At 40.1% G+C, this 23652-nt stretch carries 19 protein-coding genes, 2 pseudogenes and 1 riboswitch; all 21 genes and pseudogenes read right to left on the bottom strand.

Features of this window, described 5'->3' with window-relative positions; all coding sequences use genetic code 11:
- Nucleotides 1-77: 77 nt before the first annotated feature.
- A pseudogene (locus ACESZG_RS18200) lies at nucleotides 78-965 on the bottom strand (GTP-binding protein); the annotation flags it as partial.
- 674 nt (nucleotides 966-1639) lie between these two features.
- Nucleotides 1640-2581, bottom strand: a complete 942-nt coding sequence (locus ACESZG_RS18195; protein ID WP_368211037.1) for a hypothetical protein — start codon at nucleotides 2579-2581, stop codon at nucleotides 1640-1642.
- Nucleotides 2582-2982: 401 nt separating this feature from the next.
- Nucleotides 2983-3336 carry a CGGC domain-containing protein gene (locus tag ACESZG_RS18190; protein WP_055060404.1) on the bottom strand — a complete coding sequence of 118 codons (354 nt, stop codon included), beginning with the start codon at nucleotides 3334-3336 and terminating at the stop codon, nucleotides 2983-2985.
- A gap of 189 nt (nucleotides 3337-3525) precedes the next feature.
- Complete coding sequence (locus tag ACESZG_RS18185; RefSeq protein ID WP_008705921.1) at nucleotides 3526-4281, bottom strand: ABC transporter ATP-binding protein; 756 nt, start codon at nucleotides 4279-4281, stop codon at nucleotides 3526-3528.
- On the bottom strand, nucleotides 4281-5366 hold the full coding sequence (locus ACESZG_RS18180) for an iron ABC transporter permease (protein WP_226840110.1): 1086 nt from the start codon (nucleotides 5364-5366) through the stop codon (nucleotides 4281-4283). The genes ACESZG_RS18185 and ACESZG_RS18180 overlap by 1 nt, the downstream gene beginning before the upstream one ends.
- Before the next feature lie 14 nt (nucleotides 5367-5380).
- Complete coding sequence (locus ACESZG_RS18175; RefSeq protein ID WP_020993459.1) at nucleotides 5381-6505, bottom strand: ABC transporter substrate-binding protein; 1125 nt, start codon at nucleotides 6503-6505, stop codon at nucleotides 5381-5383.
- Nucleotides 6506-6619: 114 nt separating this feature from the next.
- Nucleotides 6620-6900: riboswitch (cobalamin riboswitch) on the bottom strand.
- A gap of 75 nt (nucleotides 6901-6975) precedes the next feature.
- Nucleotides 6976-7626 carry an ABC-2 transporter permease gene (locus tag ACESZG_RS18170; protein WP_173699704.1) on the bottom strand — a complete coding sequence of 217 codons (651 nt, stop codon included), beginning with the start codon at nucleotides 7624-7626 and terminating at the stop codon, nucleotides 6976-6978.
- Nucleotides 7623-8468, bottom strand: a complete 846-nt coding sequence (locus ACESZG_RS18165; RefSeq protein WP_281218309.1) for an ABC transporter ATP-binding protein — start codon at nucleotides 8466-8468, stop codon at nucleotides 7623-7625. Before ACESZG_RS18165 ends, ACESZG_RS18170 begins: the two co-directional genes overlap by 4 nt.
- A 3-nt stretch (nucleotides 8469-8471) precedes the next feature.
- A complete protein-coding gene (locus ACESZG_RS18160) occupies nucleotides 8472-8843 on the bottom strand; it encodes a GntR family transcriptional regulator (protein ID WP_008705927.1) in 372 nt (123 codons plus the stop codon).
- Nucleotides 8844-9017: 174 nt separating this feature from the next.
- The gene (locus ACESZG_RS18155; RefSeq protein ID WP_022379823.1) at nucleotides 9018-10844 is read right to left on the bottom strand and encodes a sensor histidine kinase; all 1827 of its coding nucleotides are present in this window, start codon (nucleotides 10842-10844) and stop codon (nucleotides 9018-9020) included.
- The gene (locus ACESZG_RS18150; RefSeq protein ID WP_178005040.1) at nucleotides 10844-12397 is read right to left on the bottom strand and encodes an AraC family transcriptional regulator; all 1554 of its coding nucleotides are present in this window, start codon (nucleotides 12395-12397) and stop codon (nucleotides 10844-10846) included. Before ACESZG_RS18150 ends, ACESZG_RS18155 begins: the two co-directional genes overlap by 1 nt.
- A gap of 86 nt (nucleotides 12398-12483) precedes the next feature.
- Nucleotides 12484-15357 (bottom strand): hypothetical protein, encoded by a 2874-nt coding sequence (locus tag ACESZG_RS18145; RefSeq protein ID WP_118521789.1) that lies wholly within the window; start codon nucleotides 15355-15357, stop codon nucleotides 12484-12486.
- A 17-nt stretch (nucleotides 15358-15374) separates the two neighbouring features.
- Nucleotides 15375-16211, bottom strand: a complete 837-nt coding sequence (locus ACESZG_RS18140) for a carbohydrate ABC transporter permease (RefSeq protein ID WP_022380058.1) — start codon at nucleotides 16209-16211, stop codon at nucleotides 15375-15377.
- A 2-nt stretch (nucleotides 16212-16213) separates the two neighbouring features.
- The gene (locus ACESZG_RS18135; RefSeq protein WP_008705933.1) at nucleotides 16214-17125 is read right to left on the bottom strand and encodes a carbohydrate ABC transporter permease; all 912 of its coding nucleotides are present in this window, start codon (nucleotides 17123-17125) and stop codon (nucleotides 16214-16216) included.
- Nucleotides 17126-17198: 73 nt separating this feature from the next.
- A complete protein-coding gene (locus tag ACESZG_RS18130; RefSeq protein ID WP_025580345.1) occupies nucleotides 17199-18569 on the bottom strand; it encodes a sugar ABC transporter substrate-binding protein in 1371 nt (456 codons plus the stop codon).
- A gap of 378 nt (nucleotides 18570-18947) precedes the next feature.
- Entirely contained in the window at nucleotides 18948-19814 is an 867-nt protein-coding gene (locus tag ACESZG_RS18125) for a patatin family protein (RefSeq protein WP_373218889.1), read from the bottom strand.
- 8 nt (nucleotides 19815-19822) lie between these two features.
- Complete coding sequence (thiD, locus tag ACESZG_RS18120) at nucleotides 19823-20632, bottom strand: bifunctional hydroxymethylpyrimidine kinase/phosphomethylpyrimidine kinase (RefSeq protein WP_173699697.1); 810 nt, start codon at nucleotides 20630-20632, stop codon at nucleotides 19823-19825.
- A gap of 25 nt (nucleotides 20633-20657) precedes the next feature.
- Nucleotides 20658-21293, bottom strand: a complete 636-nt coding sequence (gene thiE / locus ACESZG_RS18115; RefSeq protein WP_025580342.1) for a thiamine phosphate synthase — start codon at nucleotides 21291-21293, stop codon at nucleotides 20658-20660.
- Nucleotides 21294-21329: 36 nt separating this feature from the next.
- The gene (locus tag ACESZG_RS18110; RefSeq protein WP_025580341.1) at nucleotides 21330-21515 is read right to left on the bottom strand and encodes a 4Fe-4S dicluster domain-containing protein; all 186 of its coding nucleotides are present in this window, start codon (nucleotides 21513-21515) and stop codon (nucleotides 21330-21332) included.
- A gap of 33 nt (nucleotides 21516-21548) precedes the next feature.
- Nucleotides 21549-22934 (bottom strand): sodium-dependent transporter, encoded by a 1386-nt coding sequence (locus ACESZG_RS18105; RefSeq protein WP_025580339.1) that lies wholly within the window; start codon nucleotides 22932-22934, stop codon nucleotides 21549-21551.
- Nucleotides 22935-23339: 405 nt separating this feature from the next.
- Nucleotides 23340-23652, bottom strand: a pseudogene (locus tag ACESZG_RS18100) (hypothetical protein); the annotation flags it as partial.

Here is a 23652-nt window from a genome sequence, read left to right as displayed (position 1 = left end):
AAAAATCCATGCAGAAGTAAATTCTACAGGTATAGAATTTACTCTTGCAAGGTAGAATTTAAAAATACATTTAACCTACGGATCTGATCCGCTTTCTCTGTATCTGTGAGAAGTTCCTTCACCTTCAATGTTCCACCTGTGATTTTCATATAGCTTAAACGATTGCCCTGATCGTCTCTGGCAATCTTGAATACTTTTGCCCCGAACTCAGATGGATATGTCGGTGTCTCGCAGTATTTTTCCAAACCATGGAGAAATTCTTCTACACCTGTCATTTTTAGCGCAGAGCCAAAGAAACATGGAAAAAGTTTTCGCTCTTTGATTACTTTTCGGATATCTGATGTTGATATTTCCTCTGTTTCCAGATATTTTTCAAGCAGTTCTTCATCGCAGACGGAAATATCTTCCAGAAACCGAGACTGCAGATCTGATATTTCATCTTCTGCTTTCTCTGCTGTTTCGTCAGTACTATTTTCTATTCCACTTGTGTTTTCCCAGGTGAAATCAGCGCAATTATCACTTAATCGCTTCTTTAATTCTGCCAGAAGTTTCTCTTTATCAGTTCCGTCCTGATCCATTTTATTGATAAACAGGAACGTCGGAATCTGGTATCTTGCCAGAAGTCTCCATAAGGTCATAGTATGCCCCTGCACACCATCCGCTCCATTTATCACAAGAATCGCATAATCCAGAACCTGCAGTGTCCTCTCCATTTCCGCCGAGAAATCCACATGCCCCGGCGTATCTAGCAGAGTTATCCCCCTGTTTCCCAATTCAAACTCCGCCTGCTTGGAAAAAATCGTAATTCCACGCTCCCGCTCCAGGTTATAGGTGTCAAGATACGCATCCTTATGATCCACACGCCCCAGCTTACGGATTTTTCCCGTTAAATATAAAATCCCCTCCGACAACGTAGTCTTACCTGCATCTACGTGGGCAAGGATACCAATGACAAGTTTCTCCATAGTATATTTAAAAGCTCCTTTTTCTTTATAAATTGATGTATACGTATTGGCTTAAATAAAATTAATCATTTGTATCAATTAAATAACTATTTTAACATAAGAATCTATATAATTCCAATATGGTTCTACTTTAATGGGATTTCTTTAACCGTTTCCATAAGTGCATCAATCTTTACATTCCAATATGGTTCTACTTTAATCCATAGCTGTCAGTTCCGCATATTTTTTATGCTTATTTGCTCATTTTTGTCGACTTCACTATATCTGTTCTATTTTCCCATTCATTTTATCATGTTTTTCATCAAAAAACCACTCATTCCCTTTGTTTACATACCATTGTCGACCTCTTCGCATTTTTATTTTATCGAACATCGACAGAATTTTTCATTATTAATCTACATCATCTGCAAATTCAATTCTATAATATCCCATTTCATCATATCGACATTGCATATGCAATAGTTTTTATTATTAAGTATAATTTTATAATACTTGGTTTATATTTGTTTTTTTATTTCTTGCACTTGTTTACTGATTTGTTATATACTTTAATTGTATCTGTTGTTCCACATTGGAATTTCTCATTGCCAAAGTTAAACAGGTATCTATATCTTTAACTGGCATCATTGGAGTAACAGAAAAGAGCGCGCATGGCAAATGCACGCTCTTTTCTGTTACTCCACCTTTATATCCATTTTTTCATTCACCCATCCTCTGATAGTTTCTTCACTTTCGCAAAGAATCCTGGCTACCTTTTCAATTGAATCTCCCTCTTTAAAAAGGGAATTTGCAATTTTACGTTTTTCCTCTTCTCGTCCAATCTTTATCCCATCATTTTTTCCAGCTTCATACTCAGCTTTCCGAAGTTTCCTTTTTTCCTCTTCCTCATTGTATTCAAATATACTCATAGCGACTACCTCCGCTCGATTCTTTTGCAGAAATTCTTTGAGAATTCCCTCCTGAATGCTTTCGCTCACTGCACGTTCTACTGCCGTATTCAGTTCCATTACATTAGAATATCTGCGTACTTTATCAACATACTGAGCATATTCTCTTAGCGTCCGGCATTCTTCCATCAGTTTTTTATTATGCCCTACATTGATATTTAATGTGATGACCTTTAGTTCAAGATTTGGTTCTCCTGACATATTTTCATACGATTCTGACAGATAATCTACCCACCTATCTTCTTTTTTCTCTGTTCCATTATAAAATACGATAAAATTCGGTGTGGGTATTCTCAGTCTTGTTGAGGTATACAAGGACTTCCAATCCACCATTTTCTGATATTCGCTGGAAATGTAGAATAAGTCTCTCAAAGGCATGTTCGGGTTATACGTAGACTGATGTTCATACAGAAACAAATTCGTATTTATAATAAACGCCAGATCATTCTTCATTCCCATATAGATTGCGTTCTCAAGTGTCACAATCTCTAATTGAGCTGCATCTGTATAGGAAGTTCCATTGATTGCATTATACAGCGACAACAGATTCTTTCTGTCTGAAAACAGCATACGGAAGACTGTATCTTTGTACTTACGGTTTGCAGTTGCTGTGTTGCCTTTCAATCGGTTTCTTTTCACAATAATTTTTTTGTTCTTTCTTTTTGCCATTGGCAATACCTCCTGTTTTCCGCAGGAGTCAAAGAACATTTTGTGCTATTCTTATCACTTCTCAGCTCCTGCTTTTCATAATTAACTGGAATTAAAAGCATGGATTTCTGAATTGAGATTAGAATAATCAGACGGCAAAAATGCCTTGAAATATAAGAGAAATATGCTTTATACTTATGTTAGCATTACTTACTCTTATTTTCAAGGCATTTTATATTCTTTTTATTTTATAAATTGTATGGAAGTTACTGTTCACACGCCACTGTCCCGCGAGGTGTTTTGGCATGAATATGCCAAAATCCCGAGACATACAAGCCAAAATTCCATTGCCGCAGGCAATCTGGAATGAATTTTGGCTACGTTACTGTGAACGAAGTGAACAGTAACGTATGGAAACTTTTTTATTCCTTATGTGTCCCTCTGACTACTTTGATTCCACGTTCTTCTATCATATTGCAAATCTGTGTCATCCTTGGACATTCATGCTTTCCATCCGGGAGACGACAGACACCAACGTGGATGGTACTGATTTTTTCACTGACCAGTCTGTCTATCTTTTCCAGGATTCCTTTGTCTTCTATGGGTTCTATCGGGTTGGCGCCTTTGCATCCGTTACAGGTCATCATTGCTGCCAGACAGGTATCTTCCGGATAATCCTGAAAGAAATCAGTTCTGTTCTGAAATGCTGCCAGGCATCCAACTCTGGCGCATACATTATTAGAATGAATACACGTCAAAATTCCTATTTTATTCATCTTTTTTCTCCATATATAGCAGGCCAGAGTCAAAAATTTTCCTGACTCTGGCCTGTCAATACTCAAACATTCGAAATCCTCTGATTTACTACGTAAATTGCTACTTTCTCATGTTTGACGAGTCCCAAGCTCCAAAGTCTTATCGTGCAAGCACGAACGACTTTCTGACCTTTTGACCCTGATATCATATTATAAAAATAAAATATGCATCTTCCCGCGGCTGTCATTTACCACTTCCGAATCTACCTGGTAAATCCTTTTGATCAGCTCCGGAGTGAGTACTTCCTGTGGAGTTCCATATCCTTCCAGCACACCATCTTTCAATACATAAATCTTATCGCAGTATGCCGCCGCAATATTCAGGTCATGGATAGCTGATATTACAGTTACGTTAAGTTTCTTTACCAGTTCCATCAGCATGATCTGATGTGTGATATCCAGATGGTTAGTCGGCTCATCAAGGATCAGTGCAGGTGTCTGCTGTGCAAGTGCTCTTGCCAGAATAACCCTCTGCTGCTCTCCACCTGACAGTGTAGAAAATGTGCGATCCGCAAATGCATCCATCTGTACCGTTTTCAGTGCTTCTTCAACAATCCGGTAATCTTTTGCATTATCCCGTTCCAATGCTTTCTTATGAGGTGCACGTCCCATCAACACGACTTCCCGTACGGTAAAATCAAAGTTGTAGTAATTGTGCTGTGCCACAACTGCCATTTTTCTGGCGGAGCTTTTTACGCTCATGGAATGGAGTTCTTCGCCGTCCAGATAAACGGCACCTGCATCTGGCTTCAGGATACGGTAGATGCATTTTAATAATGTAGATTTTCCGCTTCCGTTTGGTCCGATGATCCCTACCAGTTCCTTATCCTTTGACTCTATGGAAATTCCCTTCAGTATCTGTCTGGCGTGAAATCCAACCTGAATATCTTCTGTAGTGATTTTCATTACTTACTACCTCCAAATCCATAGGATTTCCGCACAAGCAGATAAATAAAGCATGGAGCACCGATAATGGATACCAGCACACCGATCGGCATCTCAGAATTCTTCAGGATCACACGACATGCCACATCACACCAGATCAGGAATGATGCACCAAGCAGTGCACTTAATGGCAGTAATCTTCTGTGGTCTGTTCCAAACAGGATTCTGATCACATGAGGGATCACAAGTCCTACAAAGCCGATCACACCCGCACAATATACTGCAAACCCAATCATTACAGAAGCAACGATCAGATAAAAAGTTCTCAGCCTGTGCAAATCAGTTCCCAGTGTGATCGATACATCATCTCCTAACAGCATCAGATTCAGATTACGATATTGCGTCCAGAAAATAATTACACAGATCAATGTAACAGGAAGCATTACACCTACTCTGCTCCAGCTTGCGCCTGCAAGGCTTCCCATCGACCACTTCATTACTTCTGTTGCTGCATTTTTGTCATTGGTGATATAGATAACAAAATTGGAAAAAGCAGAACATACCGCACTGACAGCCATTCCGGCAAGGATCAGTTTGGCAGAAGTAGCTTTTCCGCCCATGTTTGCAATGGCAATTACTGCAAAAGAAGTGACCATTGCACCAATAAATGCAGGAACACCAACTGAGTTTCCACCGAGAAATCCACCAACTCCAAGCATGATCGCCAGTGTTGCACCAAGGGATGCACCGGATGAAATACCAAGTACATACGGATCTGCCAGTGGGTTCTGGACAATCGCCTGCATAACTACGCCACAGACGGAAAGAGCCATTCCAACTGCCAGAGCCAGCAGGACTCTGGGCAGCCGGATCAGCCACACAACATCGTGAACTGCGCCTTCTGCATAGGCGGACAGGCTTTTGATATGAAACAATTTATATGCAATGACACTGTAAACATCTTTCAGTGACAGATCTGCATTTCCAAAAGTGATTGCTGCAAGAATGGAAAAAATCAGAAATGCCGCAAGCCCGATAAGAACTGCCACATACATGGATGTCCTGAGCACACTGCCTTTTTTTGTCTGTGAAACCTGTTCTTTCACTGTTATGTCCTCAATCAGTCAAGATTCACATCCGGATATAATCCTTTTGCGAAAGTTTCAATACCATCCTGTGTACGTGTTGCACTTGCGTACATTTCACTGAGCATGATCGGATAAACACGACCGTTCTTTACAGCGTCAAGGCTCTGAAGTGCTTCGTCATCCTTGATAACGGCAAGCTGGCTTTCTTTTACAGTTTCCGGATCATCACCTGCATATGGCATGTATACAACAAAAATCACATCAGGGTTTGCTGCAATGATATCTTCTTTTCCTGCTGTAGAAGCATCCGGGTTTGCCAGAGTCGCACCCAGTTGTGTTACCATATCTCCACCAAGGCTCTTTGCACCATAGTTTGTGATATCTTCTCCAAGAGGTTCCAGAACCATTACGCTTGGTTTCTCTTCTACATCTGCTGTTGCTGTAAGAGTTTTATCGATCACTGCCTTTGCATCATCTACGATTGCCTGTGCTTTGTCCTGTACATCAAAAATCTTTCCAAGATTTAAGATGTCTGTAAATTCATTTTCCAGAGTTCTGTCTCCGTCAGGGCGTGTGTTTGTGTTGTAATAAGTGTTGCAGCCTTTGTCGATCCAGTCTGTTACATTTCCGAGATTTTTATCAGAAAACAGGGAGCTCCAGGATAAGATCATGTCTGGCTCCAACATCGTTACAGTCTCAAGGGATGGGGTAAATTCATCAAGATAATTTGTTTTTGAAAATGCATCTTTAAGTTCATCCGGAACTTCATTGTCAAGACCTGCTGTAGCTACCAGGCGGTCTTCCAGACCAAGTGCAAGCATGGTTTCAATGCTTCCCTGATATACAGCAAGAACTTTCTCCGGTGCCTTTTCATAGGTTGTTTCGATTTCATTTCCATCATAATCATAGGTTGTGATGGTCAGAGGATATTCTGTCTTTGTACCTTCTGCGTCTGCTGTTTTATCTGCATCTGCTGAATCCTGCGCGTCTGCATCTTCCTGTGTATCAGAGTCTGCATCTGCTGCCGGCTGGTTGTCCTCTTTGATTGTCTCAGAGTCTGCTCTCTCTGCTGCAAAAGCTGCCGGAGCTGCGGAGACAGCCATAGCTGCTGCCATCATAATTGCCATGATTCTTGTGGATAAATACCTGTTTTTCATTTGACTTCCTCTCTTTTCGTATATGTTATTTACCTGTTCGTGTAACCGAAAAGATGGGACTTCAGAAAAAGTAAAATAGAAGTGATAAAAATAACGGATACTTTTTACGGAAGCTCCTTCTTTACGCTGTCAGGCAGGTTTCCTGACTCACAGATCACAGAAAGTTCCCATAAAATAAAAACTGATACAACATCCATGCTTCAGCAGTTCATGAATGTTGTATCAGAAATATTTCCAGATACTCTCTGACAGCCGGATTCCGCCTTCTCACATATTTATGCAATGACATATTACAATCCCGCTTTTTTCTGTATACAGTGGCCGCAACCGTTCAGGCATTTCACCTGATTCCCTCTCACATTACCATACACAAAATCTGCATATGATAATGTTCACTTAACAGCTTATTCAATTACGCTGATACAATTTTAGCACACTGCTTTTATAATTACAACCATATTCGAGACACATCAGAATTCTTTCTTCTCCATAAGCCGGACACCAATCCCAAAAGACCCCATATATACAATTACTGTAAACAATACAACTCCAGCCAATACCATTCCCCGGTTAAGTCCATTCAGCCATGCATCGACTGCGTCTGCTGAAAGTCCCATTGTTTTTATCAGAATATAAACTACGGCAAATATAATAGCCCACATGACCATTGCAATATAACGTCCTTTTTCCGCTCCAAAATGTATTACAAGCGGGAGCGATACCGCCAGCATAAGAAGTGCCAGTGGAATGTATATCAGGCTGCCAATGATAGTCTCACTCAGACACCCCTGAAGCTCTGCCACACCTTTACAGATTACTCCCGTTATCGTTGCAATTCCCCACGCTACAGCCGTAAGCCCTGCTCCCAGCAGATATTTTTCCGCCACATACTGTTTTCTGGTAACCGGCAAGGTCATAAGAAACGCAAGACCATTATCAAACTCATCATAACTTATAGTCGTAATGGCAAAAATTGCTGTGACAATCGTAAAATATCCTGTAGCAAAACTGACACTCCCGCTTCCTGCCAGATTCAGGATGACTTCCATTACAACAACCAGGATAAAAAACTGTTTCTGCTGTTTCATCAGTTCTATATCCTTTACAAATAATCCCTTCATACCTGTTCCTCCATCATCACTACCAGATCATCAATCTTTCCATTCTCAATTACAACATCCGGGTAATTTTCCATATAAAATTGTTTCTGGTTTGTCAGACACCTGTATCCATAAGCTTCTTTCCGGATCTTAATAAGGTATTGCTGATCCAGTTTTTCATACTCTTCTTCTGAAACTTTAAGAACTGCATAATCTGACAGCAGTACATCTGTATCCTCATGAAGAATAATTTTTCCGGCATGGATCATATAAAAATCGTCACAAAGACTCTCCAGATCTGATGAAATATGCGAACTGATCAGAATAGAACTGCTTTCATTTTCTTCCATATATTCTCTCAGCATGTTCAGCACCTCATCCCTGGCAATCACATCCAGACCAACTGTGGGCTCATCCAGAATCAGCAGTTCTGCCTTATGACTTAATGCTGCCAGTACTTTAAACTTTGCTTTCATGCCAGTGGAAAATTCTTTGATTTTCTTGTCTGTGGGCAGATTGAATCTTCTGCACTGCTGCAGGAATTTCTCTCTGTCAAAATCCGGATATATGCTTTTCATAATATTGGCCACGCCCGCTGCTGTCAGATACATACTGAAACCTGAATCTGCAAAAACAACTCCCAGTTTCTGCTTATCCTCCGGCCTAAGCTCTTCTGCCTTTTTCCCAAAGACCTCTATCTCTCCGCCATCCGGATGAATCAAGCCGAGCAGAGCTTTAAATGTGGTGGATTTCCCGGAACCATTTCTTCCAATAAGTCCTGTAATCATCCCAGGCTGTACTTCCATAGAACAGTCCAGCGAAAAACCTCTGTAATGTTTCTGCAAATGACTGATTTTCAACATGTCTTAGTCCTCCATGATCATTTCAAAAAGATTTCTGATTTCCTCATCGTTCAGTCCACATCTTCTGCCCTTCATGATTGCCTGCTCCAGATCATGTTCTACTTCTTTGAGCTGTTCTTCCCTCATCAGGTTTTTATTTGTGGCTGCAACGTAGGTTCCTTTTCCATGAACAGTGACGGTAAATCCCTCTTCTTCCAGATTGTCGTAGGCTTTCTTCACAGTCAGGGCACTGATCTTCAGTTCCTTTGACAGACTGCGTACTGAAGGTAATACAGTGTCAGGCTGTAACTCTCCTCTGATAATCGCAGACTTAATCTGGTCTATGATCTGTTCATAAATAGGTACCATGGATGAATTATTGATTATTATATGCATATGTTTCTCCTCCATCTGTAAACAGTATATAACAGTACATAACTGTTGTCAACTGTTTTATACTGTTATACATGATATTTATTTGCTTATAATCAAAAATGGATATTCAACCTTATTTCCGGCAATCTTTCACAATCGCCTTCTCATAAAATTGAATATCCATATAACCTTAATCTAACTCTGTTTTTTCGAATTAACTTTTAGTGGAAGTCTTATGGTTACAACTGTGCCTTCTTCCAGCTGTGAGCTTATGGTAACCCCATATTTCTCTCCATAAATCATACGAATCCTTTTATTTGTATTTCTGACGCCTATACTCTTTCGCTCTTTATTCAGAACCTCTTTCAAATCTTCCTCACAGATTCCACATCCATTATCCTCTACATAAAAAAGAATATCATTTTCTTCTTCCTCTGCTGAAATCCAGATCTTCCCGGAATCCTGATAATTTTTAAATCCATGCACAATGGCATTCTCTACAAACGGCTGCAGAAATAACTTTGGAACTTCCAGACTTCTTAAATACTCCGGTATATCCATACTCACTTCAAATTGATCCTGATATCTTTTCTGCATAATTCCAATATACCGTTTAAGCCAGTCCAGATCCTCCCACAGCGGAACCAGAACATCACCATTCTGGCTGGTATACTGAAGCATTCTCGACAGATCCAAAAGCATTTTGCTGGCATTTTCCTGTTCTCCTTTAAGGCATACCCAGTTAATGATATTCAGCGAATTATAGAGAAAATGGGGATTCATCTGTATATTTAACGACATGATCTCCGTGTCTCGTTTCTGGATCATCATCTCATATTTCTCATGAACCAACATCTGCAGGTTCTGATTCATTTCATTCAGTTTTTTATAAAAAAACGCAAACTCATCCCTGTTGTCATATACAATTCTTGCAGTAAAATTACCCTCTCCTGTTTTCTCTATCATGTGCAGCGGTTTATAAACTTTTTTCCCAATCTTTCTGGAAATAAGAACAGCCGTAGTAACAGATAAAATAATTTCTATAGTTACCAGAATCAATATTGCCCTGGTAAGATCTGTAGCAATATTCTTGCTGAAAACATTAACTGGAATCATGGCAAGTGTATACCATCCCGTCACCATACTTTTGGAATAGGTTACGATATATTCCTGATTATTTGCACCGTAGTATTTTACAGTTCCTTTATTCTCCGTAATTCCCATATCAGCTGCAGTTACATTTCGAAACAGCTTTGATTCATTCTCACCGTAAGGACCAACAACACTGCCATCTTCACTCATGATATAATAAAGAATCTGAGAATTTGCCTTTGTATACTTTTTCAGCATATTATTCAGATTATCCTCTGTAAAATTAACCACCAGATACATTTGATCAGTCTTATTTTCCAGATGTTCAATATGTCCTGATTCTACCCTGCTTAACTGCAGCTTTCTGACAGCCGTAAATACATGCTCATATTCCAGAAAATCTCTCGGCATATCTTCAATTGAAAACATGTCCATATAATTATATGCCGGAATCCACACAAGTTTTCCATTTGCCTCATCTGCTGCTTTCTGTATTTTAGAACCCATAAAGCTATAATTTGGATAATAGTTCTTTTCCTTTTCGCCAAACTGATAATACGGAGTCACAATATGCGTAGAATAAACCGTGTTATTCCACGGCAGATAGTCCAATAAAATTTTTGAAATTTCCTGACTGGCACTTTCAAGCTGCATACTGTCAGACGTATCCAGATTCTGAAATATTTTATAAATTCTCGTATCTACATTTATTTTTAATGAAAATTCCTCAATATAATCCAACTTTTCATCCAGAATATCACTGACATTCTCAGCATTTTGCCACATTTGTTTTTCTGACTGCCTGATCAGTTCCTGTTTTGACAAATGGAAGATAAATAAACCCAAAAGCACAACAGGAATAATGGAAATACAAATAAATGAACTAATCAGCAGAGTTTTAAATTTTGTATATTTTAATTTTTCCATCATCACCCAACTCTTTTGCGAAATTCTTCAGGTGTCATATTATGACGTTTCTTAAATGCCCTGTTAAAATAATTGGGATCCTTATACCCTACTTCCAATGCAATCTTCCTTACCTTATCAGAAGATGTTTTCAAAAGATTCTCTGCTTTCTCCATACGAATATCTGACAGGTATTCAGAAAAGGAAATTCCGAATCTCTGCTTAAATAAAGTACTGAAATACGAAGCATTAAAATGATACAATGCAGCAATCTGCTCCAGGCTGATCTCGTCCTGGTAATGTTCCTCTATATACCGCCTGCTTTCATCCAAAGGATCTGTCTCCTGTGAATCTGCTATTTCCCGGAAAGCGATTATATTTTTTATTAATTCCGCTGACCTTTTTTTCAATTCAGAATACCACTGACTTTCGATCAGACGATTATCCAATGCATTTAATTCTGACAAGTGTTCAGCTTTCAGATAGGGCTCCATATAACGTAAGATTCTGAAAAAAAAGAATACGATTTTTCTTTTAAAAATATCCGGCTGAACACTTTTATGCTCTGACAGAACCTCTGTTATTTTTTCAAAAATTGCTTCGCTTTTTTCCAGATTTCCTTCTTTTATAGAATTCAGAATTGCTTCACTGCCTACAGAATCCTCCTGCTTTTCATCAGACAGATATTTCTCTGCCTGCAAATATCTTTCTTCTTCATAAAAAGAATACTTCATCGCGGCCATAGCCTCTTCATATGCCTTGTTTCCGCAGCTTTCCATATCCGAATACAGAGAGCTGACTGCAAAATAAATTCTGTTTTTCTCAAGTACCAGGATATTTTGAATAAACTCCTCTATCTGAGTGATCTGTTCCTGTTTAATTCTTGATCCTGACAAGGCCAACACAGCCAGCAGATTTTCTGTTCCGTTGACCTGAAATGTAATTGACGATGTATCTATCAGATGTTTTTTTATAAAATACCCTATCTCCCGTTTCATCTCTTCATTAAGAATCAGATGCTGCTTATTGATCCGGATCAACATCAGATAGCCTTCCTGTCTCAGAGGAAACATCTCACTTAAGGGCTCCCATACCTTACGTCGTGTATGGTGGATATACTGATTCAGAAGCCACTCCATATATCCATATGCAGATTCCTTCAATCGTCGTTCCATCTGATCTACTTTTTGTTTTTGAACCTGATCCTGATTTTTTGATTTCTTTATTTTCTTAATGGCACGCTTTAACTCTTCTGCATCTACAGGCTTTAGCAGATAATCACTTGCATGAAACTGTAACGCCTCTCTTGCATAGGAAAAATCTGCATATCCGCTTACAATCACAAATGCAGTTTCTGGATAATCTGTTTTTACTTTTTTTTGCAGCTGTAAGCCGTCCATTTCTGCCATACGTATATCGCTGATCACAATCTCACAGGAAATATTATTCATGATCTCCATTGCCTCCTGACCATTTGATGCTTCCCACAGCATATCGTCCGGGCATATTTTTTCAAGAAGCATAATAAGTCCTTCTCTGTGAATTCGCTCATCATCTACTACTAATATATTGTACATTTTATCTCCTGTTCTGTCTGATATATACGTTTTGATTATAGCACAACAGGTGTGCATGAACAATTGCACACCTGTCTTTACAAATTCTATTTTTTTGTTCCGTGATACATCTTATCCAATGCATCGGCATAGTCTTCCTTGGAAAGAATCAGTACCGGTATTTCTGAAACCTTACACTGTTTTCCATCCGTCTCAAGACTTGCACTGATCACTCCTGCTGCCTGTGTTTTCTGTCCCTCCACATACAGGGTTACCTGTTTCATTTTATGCTGTGTATCCTGAGGGAAAGGATGCTCTGACAGCATCACGCTCTTCTCGCCTCCTGCCAGTTCATCTGGCAAACTGATGTAAAAACCAGCTACCTTATGGGTATTCTGTGGTACTTCTCCCACCATGCATACTGCCTTATTGTCTGAAAATACAGGTTGATAATCCCAGTGATAGAATTGTTTATACTGTACTTTCCATCCATCAGGAACTTCTATCTTCACTTCTGCATTTTTCCATTCTGTGTCTGTTGACTGGCTGATCAGATAACGGAATAAAAAGATTCCACAGTCTGAATTATAAAGTTTAGGCATGATAATTCCATATGGACTAAACAAAATTCCATCCTCTGTCATTGTGCTGCACTCAGCTCCTGCAATATCCGTTTCCTGCACAGCCATTGTCTCTGTAACAAACTCTTTCTCAACAAGAGCTCCTGCCAATACTAATTCCTCTACTTTTCTACATTCTCCCTGTGCACCTGCACCGTACTTACGTACTTCAAAAATAACCTTTATTGCTTCCTCATTATAGTTTTTAATATTAATAACAGTTTTTCCTTTTTCTTCTCTATATTCAATATCAAAAACATAAGCTCCAAGATGTGTTTTCTGAAGTTTATAACCGGAAAGCAATCCCTGTGGCTTGATGACCAGCGTTTTCTGTGTTCCATCCATCCTGAGGCCAAACCACTGCTCAACACTCTGCTGAATCCATGCACCCTGTCCCTGGCTGCATCTAGTCAGGCATCTTTTCTTATTTGTTGCTCTTGGCCACCAGAAAAGTGAGCCTGTTTCATCCAGACGTTCGTAAAGGAGATTCAGGTTATCAAGCATTTCCTGTCTGGTAAGACTTCCGCCAAGTTTTAAAGTACAGCCTGTTGCAGATGGATTCATGCCAAAATGTAATTCACGCATTGTCTGGAATTCCGGATCATAGTTTGTGATATACATAGAACGTGCATATCTGTGAAGGTTTACATATGGCTCATAATCAAACTCATACAGTCCATACAAAGGTGCCATAACTGTAGCAGTATCCTCACCGCCATAATAATTCAGATCATCCTGGATATAGAAGCGTTCCTCATTCTCACCTAAGTTGTTTCCGCCTGTAATCTGTCTGCCGAATGGTCCGCTACCTTCCATCAGTTCTTTCATGTCTGCTTTCATCTGTTCCATAAATCTGTCCACATCTGTCGCATCCCGTTCCAGAAGTCTCAGAATTCTTCTGTAAGATTTCAACGCATAATAACACTGTACATTTGCACCGTAATCATACTTGCGGAATACAATAAGATCGCTGGCGTATCTGCTAGAAATCAGTGCTTTTTCTTTATGTTTATGCTTCATCATTCCATCGTAGATCTCATCAATAGCAGCAACCAGTTCCGGATGATCTCTGAAGAATTTCTCATCTCCTGTCAGCTCCAGATATTTTCCTGCTATTACAAGCAGAGAAATATAGTAAAACATACTATGATCCGAATACAGGCTATAACGTGGCCGGTTTCTTTCTGCCAGATAAAACATTGCACTTTTTCCTACCTCAGGTACTGCATACATAACACTTACCACATCAGGAGTAATATCAATTCCCCAGAGCCTCGAAAGACTATGGGACGGTGCCCCCTGCCAGTTGGTCAGAAGACTTCCATCTTCTCTGAAAGAAAGGCAGTTAAAATTATCAAGAATAAACCGTACCTGCATATCACGGTATTTCTCACCAGCCTCCTGGTTTTCCCGAATATCTGTAGTGATTTTTCCAAATCTTTCTTTCCAGAAATCATCAGTAACATTCAACCATTCCAGCGGTGTATGTTGATACAGTGTTCCAAGGGCAGAATAAATCTCTTCTCTCTTTGGAGTAAGAGCAATTACTGTTGTAAATGTTCTGCTTTCATTTGCTTTTAATTCAAATGGTACATAAATTCTAGGATTATCTCCCTGGCCTTCACATACGGAATCCAGAAGCTGAATTGCTGCACAGGCTTCCGGGTGCCATAATACCAGCAATTTCTGATCCCATTCTGATTTATATGGTGTTACTGTATAATCATCGAAATATTTCCCATAATGCTCAAACTGATTTACAAACTTCTGGTCAAATGACAGACGAAGTTTTCCTTTCATTTTGCATCCGGAAATATTTTTTACTTCTATACAGTAGAATGCTCCTGCAGGTCCAGGAACCGGATGGATTGATGATGCCGGAACTGCTTCTTTCTCCAGAATCGGCGCAAAAGAGAATATTCTGGTTTCCAGTTCCGGATGCTCTGTAGCAGTAACCGGAAGAAAATCATCATAATAAGTTGTCCATGACTGCTTATTTGCACCTGAGATCATCAGACCATTGTCCAGCTCCAGATCATATTTCATTTTTCCAAGAAGTAATGCTGTATCATTCTGATAATACTGACCTATGTATCCTTTAAACTGTCCTCCCAGATCTGTTCCTCCGGATGGTACTGCATAAATTTTATCATGAGGAGTGCACAAAAAGTGCAGTCTGCCCATGGTATCCTGGCCCAAAAGTGTTCTTCCATTTGACTGTGTAAATAGCTGTCTCTCACTTAATGACCAGTCTGTGCGCTCCGAAGTTTCATCATACTGTGCTCTGAAATAAGAAGACTTATATGCCTTTTTCCAGAAATTTTCCCATGTATTATAAATCACATTTCCTCTTAAATGCATTGTTTTTCCTCCTATTCTTAGCCTTTCACACCAGACATTGTTACACCCTCAACAAGATACTTCTGACCAATGGCAAATACAATCACAACAGGTGCAAGCACCAGGCAGGCTGCTGCCATCATTAAATTCCATTCACCTCTGTAAGAACCAGTAAACAACTGAAGTCCCAGTGCAACTGTATATTTTTTCTCAGAATTTAAATATACAAGCGGACTCAGGAAATCGTTCCAGGAATTTAAAAACGCAAACATACCTACAACAGCCAGGGCCGGTTTTGTAATTGGCAGGATAATTTTTGTAAAAATCTGAATATGGGAAGCACCGTCCAGATATGCTGCCTCATCAAAATCCTTCGGGATTCCCAGATAAAACTGACGAAGCAGGAATATGTAAAATGCACCGCCTCCAAACCATGCCGGAACAATCAGTGGAATAAAGCTGTCTGTTATTCCAATAGTTCTCCACATCAGAAATGTAGGAATCAAAGTAACCGCAACTGGAAGCATCATACTGCTGATAATGCAGGCAAATACCACATTTCTGCCTCTCCATTTAATTCTTGCCAATCCATATGCACAGATGGAACTGGTAAGCATTGTTCCCACTACACATCCTCCGGTTACAATAAATGAATTCAGGAAATATTTTCCAAAGGGAAGTGTATCAAAAACTTCCTGATAGTTTTCCCACATAAATTTAGAAGGAATCCAGCGAGGCGGCATCATAAACACTTCCACTGTGTTCATCAGTGAACTTCTGATCATCCAGTACAAAGGAACCAGACAAAACAAAACACCTAAAATCAGCGCAAAGTATATTAGAATTTTTGAAATAATTTTCTTTGTATTCTTCATATTCATTCTCCTCCATAATAAACCCAACGGTTGGAAAACTTAAATATGACTGCAGTCAGTACCATAATGATCAGGAACAATACCCAGGCAACTGCACAGGCATTTCCCATTCTTCCAAACTCAAATGCTTCTCTGTACAGATAGTATACATAGAACAAACTGGAATTGTTTGGTCCACCCTGTGTCATAACATAAGACTGGGTAAATATCTGGAATCCATTGATGATTCCCATTACCACATTATAAAAAATTGTAGGAGTCATCATAGGAATCGTAACATGAAGCAGCTTTGCCCAGAATCCGCCTCCATCAATCTCAACTGCTTCCAGAAGCTGTCTTGGTACATCCTGCATTCCGGCAAGGAAAATTACCATTGTTGATCCGGTAGTCCACAGATTAATAAAAACCAGTGTGGGAATAACTGAACTTTCACCTGAAAGCCATGTACTTACCGGTAAATGCATTGCCTTTAAAATATTGTTTGCCAATCCCATGTCCGGATTGAAAATCCACATCCAAATCGCTGCCATTGCTACGATCGGAACTACAGTCGGAAGATAAAAGATTGTTCTGAAAAATCCTTTTCCTTTTACATTTGTATTTAACAGCATTGCTATAAAAAAAGAAAATATGATAGCTGTCGGTACAGAAAGCGCAACATAAATTACTGTTACAAGTAATGATTTATAAAAATACGGATCACTTCCACTGAACAGATTTTTATAGTTGCTGATTCCTATAAACTGTCCGCCTGTTGTAAAATTAAAATTTGTAAAACTCAATCCCAGACTGACTGCCATCGGAAGCAATGCAAAAATCAAAAATCCCAGAATACAGGGAAGACTGAATAAAATTCCCCAACGATTTTCTCTTTTCTCGCGATTTGTCATTTTATACTTTATTTTCGTCTGCATATTTATTCCTTTCTGGCATTATAGCTATTTCAATCAGGAAAGGCTGCCAAAAGCAGCCTTTCACTTGAATACTTTAAGAACGTTCTCCTGAATAGGTTCCTTCTACCAAAGAATCCGTCTGGCTTTTTACTTCTGTCATTGCTTCTTCTGCCGTTTTCTTTCCAGACCACACCTGTTCCAGTGCAGAGCCCACTAATGTATTAATCTCATTAAAATTCTTTACGTTAATTTCGGTTGCCACTACTGCATGATCATAAGTTGCCTTTACAATAGCGTCCTGAAAGCCCTCTGGTCTTGCAGGCAATTCTTCAGATGCCCAGAAATCAATCTTATCCGGATCAGTATAATATTCTGTCTGTACAGGCATCCATAAAGTTCTGTATAATTCTGTGATTCTTTCTGAACTTTCTGGATTTGTAAGCCACAGATAAAGTTTTTCGGAAGCCTCCAGATGCTTTGTACTCTTGAATATAATCAAAGAACCACCATCAAAGAAAGTAGTATAGTTTTCATCAATTGGGAGAACACCTACGCCCCAGTTGCATCCTGAATTCATAAGATCCAGATGGTTCCAGCTTCCGTCAATGTACATTGCTGTCTGTTTTGCAGCCAGTGCTGTTGCTGCACTTGGCATTGCATTCTTCTGTACTGCTGTAGGAGATACATGGTACACATTGATCAGATCTGCAAAATTCTGTAAAATCTGAGCTGACTTCTCATCATTTAATCCAAGTCCGTCCATACTCTCATCTAAGTAACCGCCGCCTGCTGATAGAATAAACGGCATATATACATTCCAGTCTGTTCCAAACATTACACCGTACTGTTTAATATTATTTGCATCAAAATCCGGATCAGCTGCATTTCTTCCTTCTGTATCCAGCGTCAGTTTTTGTGCCATCTCTACAAATTCATCCCATGACCAGGCTTCCTCTACCTTAGTCGGCGGCAGATCTACCCCTGCCTCTTCGAAGCAGTCTACATTGTACATCAGATTTGTTGTAACATTGGCCTGAACAGGTCCTGCTGATTCTGTAGGACTCCAGTTCCACCAACAGGTAGACAGATAATCATCTTTACTAAGTCCCATATCATCCAGAAGATCATAGAAATTATAAATCAGGCCATCCTCACCCATCTGACATTTCCATGAAGCTGAATAACTTACATCCGGTGCTTCGCCGGCTGCAATCATAGCATTCAATTTTGTCAGGAAATCCTCAGATGGAATATGCATCAGATCCACTTCAATATTGGGGTTTGCTTCCATGAATTTATCTACAGATTCCTCAATAGCCTTTTTTTCGTCTCCGCTTCCCCAGTAAGTGAATTTTATAGTTTCTTTCTCGTCACTACCCTTGTTTTCTGCCTTCGCAGTTGTGGTAAATAAAGCAGTACAGGTCATTAATGCCGCCAGACCTAAAGCCATTCCTCTTCTCTTCATAAAATTTCCTCCTGTTTTTTATCAGCGCGCTTGTTTTTGATGGTTTTATTATATAGCCTTTAATAGCATTTTCTCTATGGGACTTTTTTCGGATTATAGCATTTAGATTAGGAAAACACATTGATATATTTGCTGTTTACAGCAATAGAACAAAAGTATTATTTTGCGAAAAAAAAACAGCAACTGATAAATCAGTACTGTTTTAATTGGTTTATGTACCAGTTTTATACAATTTTTATTCCTGTCTGTTTTTACTGACTTCGTTGTATCTGACAGCTTTACTGATAACTTGCTGCTGTTCATAATTCCTCACCCAAAGTCAATTGCAATCAGATGGAAATCTATCACCGGATTCGCTACCTGCTGATAGACTAAACATTACTCTGCCAAATACGCCTTCAGTTTCTCCATATCAGCTTTCATCACTCTCCGTCCCACCTCATAAATCTCCTTTAAATGGGCGGGATCACGCTCAACCGGTTTTGCACTGATGTCTCTGTCCGGGCGGATAACATGGATCCTGCCCTCTTTTTCCAGATATGCGATTTTATCCAGCATACGATTATACTGAATATGACGTTCATCCAGAAGCTTTACAAGCTCCGGATACTCCCTGAACTTCAGTCTGAGCAGTGGCATCAGCTTATTATGTTCTTTTCTGTATCCCGGATGACGGGTACAGACTACCACATTTTTCTCATACCCCTGTGAAAGCATCCAGTTTACAGGTATCGGATCTGAGATGCCTCCGTCCAGATACATTCTTCCATTCAGCTTTACCGGTCTGGCGGCCAGTGGCAGGGAAGCTGATGCGCGCATCCATTCCACATCCAGCCTGTCTCCCATTCTGCATTCCTGATAGCAGGGTTTTCCTGTTTCAATATCTGTACATACAACCGTAAACTTCATGGGTGATCTGGCAAATGTCTCTGTGTCAAAAACATCCAGCTTCCAGGGCACCTCCCCATATGCAAAATCTTTGCTGTAAAGATCGCCGGTAGTGATCCAGCTTTTCAATCCCATATATCGTTTATCCTTGCAGAATCTGGTATTATAACGAAGGGTTCGTCCAATCTGGCGGGACTTATAATTACATCCAAAAATTGCACCGGCGGAAACGCCAACTGTAGAATATGCATAAATCCCCTGCTCCATCAGCTCATCCAGAACTCCGGCTGTATACAGTCCCCGCATACCTCCACCTTCCAGAACCATTCCGAGGCCTTTCTTTTTGTTGTCTTCCATAGCTATTCTCACTTTTCACTTTCTTTCACATATTCATTTCGGATTGCAAATCCATGATCCATAGGGCCACTTCCCTTTCCCAGGTCAAGCATTGCCGCCAGTGCTCCTGAAATATACTGTTTAGAACGTTTTACAGCAGTCTGCAGGTCATATCCCTTTGCAAGATTGGAAGCAATGGCACTGCTCAACGTACAGCCTGTTCCATGTGTGTTTGGATTATCGATACGCTTTCCTTCAAACCAGCAATATTTTCCATCATAGTAAAGCAGATCATTTGCATCATTAATGCTGTGTCCGCCTTTGCAAAGTACTGCACAATGGTATGTCTCAGAAATCTTTCCGGCAGCCTCTATCATTTCCTCTGCATTGGTCACTGACATTTCAACCAGAACCTCTGCCTCCGGAATATTCGGAGTAAACACATCAGCCAGTGGAAACAGTTCCTGCTTCAATATCTCCACTGCATCATCACTGATCAGCTTGGCACCGCTTGTTGCAACCATAACAGGATCCACAACAATGTTTTCCGCTTTATATTGTTTCAGTTTCTCTGCTATTACATGAATCAGATCTTTATCTGATACCATTCCGATTTTTACCGCATCCGGATAAATATCCTGAAAAACAGAATCCAATTCCTGCCCCAGAAATTCCGGTGTTACATTTAATATTGCCTGTACACCGGTTGTATTCTGTGCAGTTAATGCGGTAATGGCACTCATTGCATATACACCATTTGTGATCATTGTCTTAATATCTGCCTGGATTCCGGCGCCTCCGCTGGAATCACTTCCTGCGATCGTCAGTGCAGTTCTCATAATTGTCTTCCTCTCATTTCTGCTATCATACAATCTTATCTACTGCCTCTTTCAGTTCTTCTGCTGCTTCTTTAATGTTATTTTGAGCATAAATGGCACTGATCACTGCCACACCGCAAATCCCTGTTCCCTTTAGCTGAGATATATTTTCTGCTGTGATCCCCCCGATTGCCACCACAGGGATAGATACCACTTCACAGATTGCCTTCAGCGTTTCATGGGGAAGTTCTGCCGCATCTGCTTTTGAACCGGTTGCAAATACTGCACCCACCCCCAGATAATCTGCACCACGCTCCTGTGCAAGCAATGCCTGCTCTACCGTTCGTGCCGAAACTCCCAGGATTTTATCCGGTCCAAGTTTCTCACGCACAGCACCTGCTTCCATATCACTCTGCCCTACATGAACACCATCTGCATTCATCTTCAAAGCAATTTCCACATTGTCATTTATGATCAGAGGTACCTTATAATCTCTGCATAATTCCTGAAGTTCAGCTGCTTCCTGCAGGAAAGTTTCATCATCTGAATTTTTATCTCTGAGCTGCAGAAAGGTTACGCCTCCATCCAGACTCTCCTTTACCACTTCCTTAAGGTTCCGCCCATTAAGCCAGTGACGGTCCGTTATTGCGTATAAGCGCATTTTCTCTTTATCGAATTTCATGTTTCACTCCTCTTTTCTACTCTTATCTATAGCAATTTACCCCAAAAGTTCTGCTGCAATTTTCTCCAGCTCATCTCTGATCTTAATGTGCTGCGGACATACTTCTTCGCACTTACCACATTTCACACATTCATTGGCAGATTTCCTGCCATGTTTGCCTGCCAGCCATTCTTCCTGGTGAACTGTGCAGTTGCTTCTTCTCTTGTCTTGCAGTTGATCCATGCTGCATTCTTTGTAAAAAGAGTCATATATTTTTTACATACTGATAATTCCCAAAACGTTTGCAATAGAACTCAGCAAAATAATAATCAGACAAATCGTTGCAAAGTATTTGATAAATACTCTGTACAGTTTCTTTCTGCGGAATGGAGAAGACTGTTCAATTTCTTTTACCATTCCATCAATACCAACAACACGAAGAATCAGAATACAGGTTGCAAGTGCTGCCAGCGGCATCATTACTGAGTTTGTTATAAAATCGAAGAAGTCAAGGAAGTTCATTCCAAAGATACGAATGAAATCCAGAAGTCCATATCCCATGGAAGATGCGGTTCCAAGTACAATCATGATCACGACCATCAGACCGCAGCATTTCTTACGGCTCCAATGAAGTTCGTCCATGAATGTGGAAACACTGGTTTCCATCAGGGAAACTGCACTTGTCAGGGCTGCAAGTAATACAAGTATGAAGAATACGATTCCTGTTGCAGTACCAAATCCCATACTTGCAAATACTTTTGGCAATGTGATAAACATCAGAGATGGTCCTGCCTGAAGTGTTTCAGGATTTCCACCGGAGAATGAAAATACCGCCGGGATGATCATCAGACCTGCAAGGATTGCGATACCTGTATCGAAAACCTCAACCTGTGTGGTAGATCTCTCGATATCCATATCTTTACGGACATAGGAACCGTAAGTATACAGGATTCCCATTGCAATGGACAAAGAATAAAACATCTGTCCCATCGCTGCTACTACTGTCATCCAGGAGAAATTTTTCACATTCGGAATCAGGAAATATTTCACACCTTCAACAGCGCCCGGACGTGTGACAGAATAGATTGTAACTACGACTGCCAGAACTACCAGAACCGGCATCATGATCTTTGACATTCTCTCTACACCGTTCTGTACACCACCGAGAATGATGATGAATACAAGCGCCGCAAATACCAGAAACCAGAGTTCCACCTGCCAGGAATCGGAAATAAAGTTTCCAAAATATCCGTCTTCCGCTACTGCCTGGACATTTCCTTTGAAATATTCCACAAGATACTTAATTACCCATCCGCCAATCGTACTGTAGTAAGGAACGATCAGCATTGGAATCACTGCATTTAACCATCCGCCGATTTTGAAGGATTTCGTTTTTCCAAAATGCTCAAATGCACCTACCGGACTCTTTCTGGTCATTCGTCCAAGAGCTGTTTCTGACATGATCAGTACATAACCAAATGACGCTGTCAGAAGAATATAGATCAGCAGGAAAATTCCGCCTCCATATTTCGCTGCAAGATATGGAAATCTCCAGATATTTCCCAGTCCTACTGCAGAACCTGCAACTGCCAGCACATAACCAATCCTTCCGGAAAAGCTTCCTCTGTTATGGTTATGTGCAGAATTGTTTTCTTTTTTCATTATACACCTCACCTCGTTACAAAAACCTCCCATAGGATTTCTCCCATGGGAGGTCTGCTAGTTTTTTACTGATTCTATAGTATCAAAAAGATGCGGGAATGTCAAAGACTAATAATAATTACAGACTTAATTGTAACATAGTTACTGTTCACACACCACTATCCCAGTATATATTTCAAGTATAGTCTTTCTGTACACATTGTTCTATGATATAATAGTTGAGCTACCACCCCTAGACAGGTGCAGAAAGGGGGGGTGTTGTAAATGGATATGATCTTATCATTTATGCTTTCTGTCTTGGCAAGTGTAATCGCCTACTACATTTGCAAATGGTTGGATAGAAAATAGCAGCTGGTAGCCAGCCTGGGGGAATAAGCCACCCTGCCCAAACGGAATAAAAAAGCCTCAGAGGTCGCAACTCTGGGGCTTTTGCTGTGTTATAAATGAATTTAACCTTATCATTTTGCCTACTGGCATTATATCATATGCATTTTTTGTTTGCAATATACTCAATATACTTTTTCGAATCAAGTCAAACTTTTGGTTACTGTTCACTTCGTTCACAGTAACGTATTGGACGGTCTTTGGATCAACACCAGCATAGAGAAGATTGGTAATGTAAGTGTGCCGCAGGGTTCCCCCCAAGTCTTTGGCGGGCCGTGAGGAAGTATCTTTAAGCCCCCATGCAGTCATCGCGCCGAATCTGCCACAATCCGTT

The organism is Blautia sp. Marseille-P2398 (assembly GCF_964240315.1).
Lineage (GTDB): Bacteria > Bacillota > Clostridia > Lachnospirales > Lachnospiraceae > Blautia_A > Blautia_A wexlerae.
This window is presented reverse-complemented; position numbering and strand designations above follow the sequence as displayed.